This window comes from Candidatus Limnocylindria bacterium, assembly GCA_036523395.1.
In the GTDB taxonomy this organism is placed as follows: Bacteria; Chloroflexota; Limnocylindria; order P2-11E; family P2-11E; genus CF-39.
Window position 1 is genome coordinate 45017 of record DATDEH010000002.1, and the last position, 7515, is coordinate 52531.

Annotated in this window: 10 protein-coding genes; 9 read left to right on the plus strand and 1 reads right to left on the minus strand. The window is 68.9% G+C overall.

Annotated elements, in window-relative coordinates:
• The 6 genes from thyA to VI056_00270 are packed head-to-tail and all read left to right on the plus strand — an operon-like array spanning position 1 to position 4544.
• Complete coding sequence (thyA, locus tag VI056_00245; GenBank protein ID HEY6201445.1) at positions 1–882, plus strand: thymidylate synthase; 882 nt, start codon at positions 1–3, stop codon at positions 880–882.
• Positions 883–887: 5 nt separating this feature from the next.
• On the plus strand, positions 888–1373 hold the full coding sequence (locus VI056_00250) for a dihydrofolate reductase (GenBank protein ID HEY6201446.1): 486 nt from the start codon (positions 888–890) through the stop codon (positions 1371–1373).
• Positions 1370–2437 carry an acetoin utilization protein AcuC gene (locus VI056_00255; GenBank protein ID HEY6201447.1) on the plus strand — a complete coding sequence of 356 codons (1068 nt, stop codon included), beginning with the start codon at positions 1370–1372 and terminating at the stop codon, positions 2435–2437. Before VI056_00250 ends, VI056_00255 begins: the two co-directional genes overlap by 4 nt.
• On the plus strand, positions 2428–3114 hold the full coding sequence (locus tag VI056_00260; protein ID HEY6201448.1) for a hypothetical protein: 687 nt from the start codon (positions 2428–2430) through the stop codon (positions 3112–3114). Before VI056_00255 ends, VI056_00260 begins: the two co-directional genes overlap by 10 nt.
• Entirely contained in the window at positions 3114–3458 is a 345-nt protein-coding gene (locus VI056_00265; protein HEY6201449.1) for a DUF983 domain-containing protein, read from the plus strand. The genes VI056_00260 and VI056_00265 overlap by 1 nt, the downstream gene beginning before the upstream one ends.
• Positions 3459–3491: 33 nt before the next feature.
• On the plus strand, positions 3492–4544 hold the full coding sequence (locus VI056_00270) for an NAD(P)/FAD-dependent oxidoreductase (GenBank protein ID HEY6201450.1): 1053 nt from the start codon (positions 3492–3494) through the stop codon (positions 4542–4544).
• A 19-nt stretch (positions 4545–4563) separates the two neighbouring features.
• On the opposite strand, the gene VI056_00275 is transcribed toward VI056_00270, so the two are convergent.
• On the minus strand, positions 4564–4989 hold the full coding sequence (locus VI056_00275) for a YggT family protein (GenBank protein ID HEY6201451.1): 426 nt from the start codon (positions 4987–4989) through the stop codon (positions 4564–4566).
• A gap of 47 nt (positions 4990–5036) precedes the next feature.
• Between VI056_00275 and VI056_00280 the strand changes: the two genes are divergently transcribed.
• The 3 genes from VI056_00280 (at position 5037) to VI056_00290 (ending at position 7480) form a co-directional block, all read left to right on the plus strand.
• Positions 5037–5474 (plus strand): thioesterase family protein, encoded by a 438-nt coding sequence (locus VI056_00280; protein ID HEY6201452.1) that lies wholly within the window; start codon positions 5037–5039, stop codon positions 5472–5474.
• Positions 5475–6620 carry an acyl-CoA dehydrogenase family protein gene (locus tag VI056_00285; GenBank protein HEY6201453.1) on the plus strand — a complete coding sequence of 382 codons (1146 nt, stop codon included), beginning with the start codon at positions 5475–5477 and terminating at the stop codon, positions 6618–6620.
• A gap of 65 nt (positions 6621–6685) precedes the next feature.
• Positions 6686–7480 (plus strand): hypothetical protein, encoded by a 795-nt coding sequence (locus VI056_00290; GenBank protein HEY6201454.1) that lies wholly within the window; start codon positions 6686–6688, stop codon positions 7478–7480.
• Positions 7481–7515 lie beyond the last annotated feature (35 nt).

Below are 7515 nucleotides of genomic sequence, written 5' to 3' on the forward strand. Positions count from 1 at the left end.
ATGCGTCAGTACCTCGACATCCTGCGCAAGGCGATCGAGAGCGGCGTCGATCGCGACGATCGCACCGGGACCGGAACGCGCGCGATCTTCGGCGAGGTGATGCGCTTCCGGATGAGCGACGGCTTCCCGGCGGTGACGACGAAGCGGCTCGCGTTCCGGTCTGTCCTCGCCGAGCTCCTGTGGTTCATCGCCGGAAGCTCCGACGTGAACGAGCTGCACGCGCTCGGCACGCACATCTGGGACGGGAACGCGTACGCGCCGTACTGGGTGGAGCGCGCCCGGTTCGACGGGGATGCCGGGCGGAACTACGGGCAGCAGTGGCGCGATTGGATCGTGGCCGACGGTCGGCACGTCGACCAGCTGCAGGGTGTCATCGACGCGCTGAGCACGAATCCGTCGAGCCGGCGCCACCTCGTCACGGCGTGGAACCCGGGCGAGCTCGATCAAACGAGCCTGCCCGCCTGCCACGCGTTCTTCCAGTTCTTCGTGGCCGAGGGAAAGCTGAGCGTGATGATGTATCAGCGCTCCTGCGACCTGTTCCTCGGCGTGCCGTTCAACATCGCGGAGTACGCGGTGCTGCTCCATCTCGTCGCGCAGCTCACCGGGCTCGTGCCGGACGAGTTCATCCACGTGCTTGCGGATGCGCACGTCTACCGCGACCACCTGGACGCGGTGCGACAGCAGCTCGAGCGCGACCCCTATCCGTCGCCGCGTCTCTCACTCGACCCGAGCCTGCGGAGCCTCGATGACGTCGTCGCGCGCTATCGCGAGATCGTGGGCCGGGCCCGCGCGGGCGAGAAGCCCGGTCCGCTGCTCGACCGCATCGCGCGCCTCGAGCAGTACCAGTTCCATCCGCCGATCGAAGCGAAGATGGCGGTGTAGCGATCATCTCCTTCGTCGTCGCGTACGACCGCAATCGCGCGATCGGGAAGGACAACAAGATCCCCTGGCGACTGCCCGACGACATGAAGCACGTGCGCGACCTCACGATCGGCAAACCGCTCATCATGGGGCGACGCACGTGGGAGTCGATCGGTCGGCCTCTTCCGCAGCGCACCAGCATCGTGCTGACGCGCGACCCGGGATTCAAATGCGACGGCTGCCTCATCGCGCGCACGCCCGACGAGGCGATGGAACTGGCTGGCGCGGCGCCAGAGATCATCGTCTTCGGCGGCGCGCGCGTATTCGAGGACTTCCTGGCGCGCGCCGATCGCATCTACCTCACCGAGGTGGACGCCGATGTCGGCGGCGACACCTTCTTCCCGCCGCTCGATCCCGGCGACTGGGAAGTGATCGAGGCGGTGGGGCACCCCGCCGATGAGCGCCACCCGTACGACTTCAGCTTTCTCACGCTCGATCGCAAGCGGAAGTGACGGCGGCCGGCTTCCTGTGGGACCCGCGTGTCGCGACGCACGTCTATCGCGACGACCACCCGCTGAAACCGAAGCGTCTTATCGGCGTTCACGACACGCTCCAGCGCCTCGGCGCTTTCGCGCGTCCCGACGCGAAGGTGCTCACGCCGCGCGCGGCGACCCGTGCCGAGATCGAGCGCATCCACGACAGCGATTACGTCGAGGCTGTCATGCAGGCATCGCACGACCCGGACGACGACTACGAGATGTGGGGCCTGTCCGCGTCGGGCGATACGCCGCCGTTCGCGGGAATGCATGAGGTCTCGCTCCTCACCACCGGCGGCACGCTCACCGCGATGGAGGAGGTCCTCGCCGGGCGGTTGCGAGTCGCCTTCAACGGCTCGGGCGGTCTACACCATGCGATGCGCAGGCGGGCGTCGGGATTCTGCATCTACAACGATCCGGCCATCGTGTGCGGGCTGCTCGCGGATCGCGAGATGAAGGTCGCCTACGTCGACATCGATGCGCATCACGGCGACGGGGTCCAAGCCGCCTTCTACGAGACCGATCAGGTGCTCACGATCTCGCTGCACGAGACCGGGCGCGCGCTCTTCCCAGGGACGGGCTTCCCCGAAGAACGCGGTCGCGGTCGCGGTGCGGGCTACAGCATCAACGTCGCGCTACCGCCGTACACCGACGGCGCCGCGTACGAGCGGGCGTTCGACGCGGTCGTCCCGCCGCTGCTCGACCGCTACCGTCCGGACGTGCTCGTGACCCAGCAGGGCATCGACTCGCACTACGACGATCCGCTGACGCACCTGATGGTCTCGTCACAGGCGCGCGAGCACGTCGTGACGCAGTTCGCTGCGTCGAAGTGGCCGTGGATCGCGATGGGCGGCGGCGGGTACTCGATGGACGCGGTCCGCCGCGTCTGGTCGATGGAGTTCCTCATCATGCTCGGCGCGCCGATACCCGCCGATCTGCACGACACCGATCCGCCGGAGTGGAGCGGCGACCAGCGCGCTCAGGTCGATGCGGCGGTGGACGCTGCGATCCAAGGCGCTCTCGGTGCCGCATGGACCTGAGCCAGGAGCCGATCGTCGCGCTCGCGCTCTCGCCGAGCGCGGGCGCGCCGGTCGTGCTGGCACGTGGCCGTCTGCTGTCGGCGGTGCTGCTCGTCCTCGCGGCTACGCTGATCTCCGGACTTGGCGCCGTACGCGTCTACAGCGAGACGTTCGTCGACGACCTGTTCCTCGCCGCGACGCGCCATCCTCTCGTCACGGCGATGCTGCAGACGCTCGGCACCGAACGCACCGCGGTGGTGATCTACCTCGTGCAGCGCTCGTTCGACGCGATCATCGTCGCGACGGCGGTCACGCCGATCTTCGTCTGGCTGCTCGGATCGAGCGCGGTGCAAGCGTCCGCGCGGCTCGCCGGCATCCGCCGCCCATACCTGCCGATCCTGGTGCTCTTCGGGTATGCCGCGGCGCTCACGCTCATCCCGGCGAACGCCGCGTCACTCGCGCTCGGGACCGGCGCGACAGTCGGCGCGCAGGTCGCTCAGCTCATCGGCCTCGCGTGCCTGGTGTGGCTTGGCGTCATCGCCTACCGCGGCGTGCGCGCCTACTACGCCGTCGATCAGTCTCACGCGACGCGCATCCTCGTCGTGGCCCTCGTGCTCTTCTATCTCGTGCCGCTCATCGTGATCGTCGGCGCGGCGGTCGCGATCATCATCGCCGCCGTCATGCTCGGCTACTTCTAGTGCGCCGCCTCGCCGCGGTCCTTCTCCTGCGGTGTCCGCGTTGCCTCTCCGGCTCCATCTGGCGGGGACTCATCACGATGAACGTCGCATGTCCGGTCTGCGGCTTGGTGTTCGATCGCGAGTCCGGGTATTTCGCGGGCGCGATGGTCGTCAGCTACGCGCTGGCGGTGCCGATCCTCGCGGCGATGGTCCTCGCGCTCATCAAGATCGTCGGACTCGATACCGTCGTCGCGCTCATCATCGGCAACACCGCGTACCTCGTGCTCGTACCCTTCATCTTCCGGTACTCCCGCGTGCTGTGGCTGCATCTCGACTGGCTGATCGATCCCGGGGAGCAGCGATAATCGCGCAGCCTTCGCTGCGCTCATCTGCTTGGCGTGAGCGCTAACGCGCACGCCGCAGTAACGCGGTCCCCGGACACGGATGTCCTCATCGTGGGCGCGGGTCACGGCGGCCTGGCCGTCGCGCACGACCTCGTCCGCGCCGGGCGCGAGGTGCTCCTGGTCGACGCGCATGGGCGGGTCGGCGACGCCTGGCGCACGCGCTGGGACTCGCTGCGCCTCTTCACGCCGCGCGACCTCGACGGCCTGCCGGGGAACCCGTTCCCTCGGGGCGACGACCCGTTCCCGAGCAAGGACGAAGTCGCCGACTACCAGGAGCGCTACGCGCAGGAGATGCGACTCCCGCTTCGCCGCGGTGCCGAGGTGCGAGCGCTGCGCCGGATGGGCGATCTCTTCGAAGCGACAGCCGGTGCCGACGCGATCCGCGCGCGCTCGGTCGTCATCGCGGGCGGCCACTTCACTGCCCCGCGCATCCCCGACTTCGCGTCGCGCCTCGATCCGGCGGTGCTTCAGCTCCACAGCAGCGACTACCGTAGAGCCCGCGATCTTCCCGATGGCCCGGTGGTCGTCGTTGGCGCGGCGAACTCGGGGAGTGAGATCGCGGTCGAGGTGGCACGCGAGCGGCCGACGGCGATCGCCATCGGAACGCGCAAGCCGCTGGCGCCAAAGCGTTTTCGCTCGCCGACCTGGTGGAAGCTCGCGCTCCTGCGCGACCGTGTCTTCCACGAGCGCACCGCCTACATCGCGTGGCTCCCGTGGCCGCTTCGCGCCGGTGGTTACCTTGGGGCCGATCTCGATGCGGCCGCGATCGCGCATGGACTACGGCTCGCGCCTCGCGTCGTCGATGCCGCTGCCAACAGGGTCCGCTTCGTCGATGGCAGCGATGCGCCAGCGCGCACGCTCATCTGGGCAACGGGGTACGACGTGGATCACTCTTGGATCGAAGCTCCGAAGGAGGACGGTGTGATCCCTATCGGTGGTCATGGACGCACGCCGGTCCCAGGCCTCCACTTCGTTCGTGGCCGTTTCCTCTTCGCGATCTCACGCCACGCGCGCGATGTCGCGCGCGACGTCCGCAACTCGGGCTGACGTCGCGCGCGACTGGCGCTTAGACGCGCCTCGGGTTCGTGATCGCGCGCACGAGCGCGACGATGAGGAGCGCGACGAGGAACAGGAACACGATCGAAAGCAGCGCCGCGATGTCGAGTACCGGCGGGCCCTGCGGCTCGGGGAAGATCCCCTGGAACGGTCGCACCAGCGGCTCGGTCGCGCCGTACAGCGCGCGGATGAGGGGCTGGTTCGAATTCGCTCCGGTGAGCTTGAAGACGATGCGGAGCAGGAGCAAGACCTCGAGGACCGTGAAGATCAGCGTCACGACGTTCGTGGCGGTCCAGACAGAAGTGGCGCCGGTCGACCCGACGTTGACGTTCGACGCAGCGGGCGTCGTAGTCACCGGTCGCTCGCGCACCTGTTCGTACCGCTCGACACGCTCGACGCGTTCGGTGGGATGGTCGTCACGTTGTGTGGTCGTCATGCCGCGGGAGGCAGCAGGGACCATGCCAAGCGGCTAACCTGCCGACCGTGGAGCCATTCCCTTTCCAGCACCGGCAGCGCGTACGGTTCGGTGAAACGGACATGCAGAACGTCGTCTACTACGCGAACTATCTCCTCTATGCCGAGGTCGGACGTGTCGCGTACATGCGCGAGCTGGGCCTTCTGCACAGCGATATGGCCGCGAAGGGACTCGACTTCACGATCGGTGAAGCAAGCGTGCGCTATCGCGCGCCGCTGCGATTCGATGACGAGTTCGACATCAAGGTGCGCGTTGGCGAGGTCCGTCACTCCTCGTGGGCGTTCGAGTACGCGGTCGATCGTGCAGATGGGCTGCACTGCGCGAGGATGGCGACCGTGCAGGTCATGATCGACCGCGCGACCCTACGCGCGACGCGCATCCCGGCGGAGCTTCGCCGGATGCTGGAGACGGCGCAGGACGCGGCGGCCGCGCGGCAGGCTAGGTAGATGGACACCGCGCTCCCCGAAGATATCCGTCTCCTGCAGCGCACCGTTCGCGCCTTCGTCGATGAGGTCCTAGCGCCGTGTGCGAAGGAGATCGAAGAGAAGGACGAGATCCCGCGCGCGCTCATCGCGAAGATGGGCGAGGCCGGGCTGTTCGGCATCGGTCACGCCGAGGAGCTGGGCGGTCAGGGATTCGGGAAGCTCGGCTACTGCGTGGCGGTCGAACAGCTCGCGCGCGTTAACGCCTCGCTGTGGAACATCGTCGGTGGATCCGCCGGTCTGTGTGGGACCGCGATCTCGGTCGGCGGACCGGATGACGTGCGCCTCCGTTATCTTCCCGACCTCTTCAGCGGCCGAAAGGTCGGCGCCTACGCGCTGTCCGAGCCCGGCGCGGGCAGCGACGCGGGGAGCCTCAAGGCGGTCGCGCGCCGCGATGGCGACGCCTACGTCCTCGATGGCGCGAAGACCTTCATCACCAACGCGCCGATCGCCGACGTGTTCGTGATCTTCGCGAATGCGGCGCCCGCCACCGGCTCGAAGGGCATCACCGCATTCGCCGTCGAGCGCGGCGCGGAGGGTCTCGACATTGGACCGAACGACGAGAAGATGGGCCTGCATGGATCGACGACCGCGCAGCTGTACCTCAACGGCCTGCGCGTTCCCGCGTCGCAACGCGTCGGCGAGGAGGGCGACGGATTCAAGATCGCGCTGCGCACGCTCGACTTCGGCCGGCTGGGCCTCGCCGCGCATTCGGTCGGCGCCGCGCAGCGACTGCTCGAGGCCTCCGTGGACTACGCGAAGACGCGCACGCAGTTCGGAAAGCCGATCGGCGCGAACCAGGCGATCCAGTGGATGCTGGCGGACGCCGCCACCGAGATCCACGCCGCGCGGCTGATGGTGCACGACGCGGCGTCGCGGGCCGACCGCGGAGAACGCGTCAGCGACCGCGCGTCGATGGCCAAGCTCTTCGCGACCGAGATGCTCGGTCGTGTCGCGGACGCCGCGGTCCAGATCCACGGCGGCATGGGCTACATGCGCGAGCTATGGATCGAACGCGCCTACCGCGACGCGCGCATCACCCGGATCTACGAGGGGACGAGCGAGATCCAGCGCGTCGTCATCGCTGGCGCGCTCCTGGCGGACAGCTGAGACCGGTCACGCCGGGCGGCCACCCGCTCATCACCGCGCTCTGGCTGCTCGGTGTCGTCGCCGCGGTGCTCGCCTTCGTCGCGGCGATCGTTGGCGCGGGTGCGACCGCGGCCGTGCTCTCGCTGGCCGCCCTCGTGGCATTCGTCGCCGGTTCCATCGCTTTCCAGCAGCGACTACGGCGCTTCAGCGCGACGCTCGTCGCGGTCGAGGAGGCGCTCGACGCCGACGACGTGCGACGCGCGCGCGAGCTCATGGCGCCGCTGCTGGCGCGATTCCACACCTTCCCGATGGTCCAAGAGGTCGCAGCCGACGTGCTCTACGCGGCCGGCGATCCACTCTCCGCCGCCTCGCTCTGGGAATCGGCGATGAAGCAGCTCGGTGCGACACGCGTGGCGCCGCGCCTCGTCGCGGCCTACGCCGCGCTCAACCGGGGAGGCGACGCGCGCCGCGTCGCGGCGCTGGTGCCGAACGAGCCGCTCGCGGACCTCGCGCTCGCGTGGAGCGAGCTCGCGGCGAACGGTGGCGATCGCGAGCACGGCGCCGTCCTCGCCGGCGAGCTCATGCGCGACGTGGAGCAGTCTCCGAACGCGACGATCGCGGCCATGACCGGGGCCGTCGCGGCGATCGCGGACGCACAGCGTGGCGATCGCGCCGGGATGCAGGTGAAGCTCGAGGCGATGCGGCGCGCCACGCCGACACAGAGCGACGCCGCGTTCCTGGGTTATCTCGCCGGCGTTGCGCTGCGCGACGTTGGGGACATCGACGAGGCGCGCCGCGAATTCGGCGCCGCGGTCGAACGGTCACCCGAGTCGATCGGCGGCGCGCTCGCGCGTCGCGAGCGCGCGAACCTCCCGACCTAGAGCTTCGCTTCGCGCAGCGTCGCGAGGAATCCGGC

Coding starts and splice junctions, on each gene's coding strand:
- thyA (HEY6201445.1), top strand. CDS start 1: ATGCGTCAGTACCTCGACATCCTGCGCAAGGCGATCGAGAGCGGCGTC.
- VI056_00260 (HEY6201448.1), top strand. CDS start 2,428: ATGGACCTGAGCCAGGAGCCGATCGTCGCGCTCGCGCTCTCGCCGAGC.
- VI056_00275 (HEY6201451.1), bottom strand. CDS start 4,989: ATGACGACCACACAACGTGACGACCATCCCACCGAACGCGTCGAGCGT.
- VI056_00285 (HEY6201453.1), top strand. CDS start 5,475: ATGGACACCGCGCTCCCCGAAGATATCCGTCTCCTGCAGCGCACCGTT.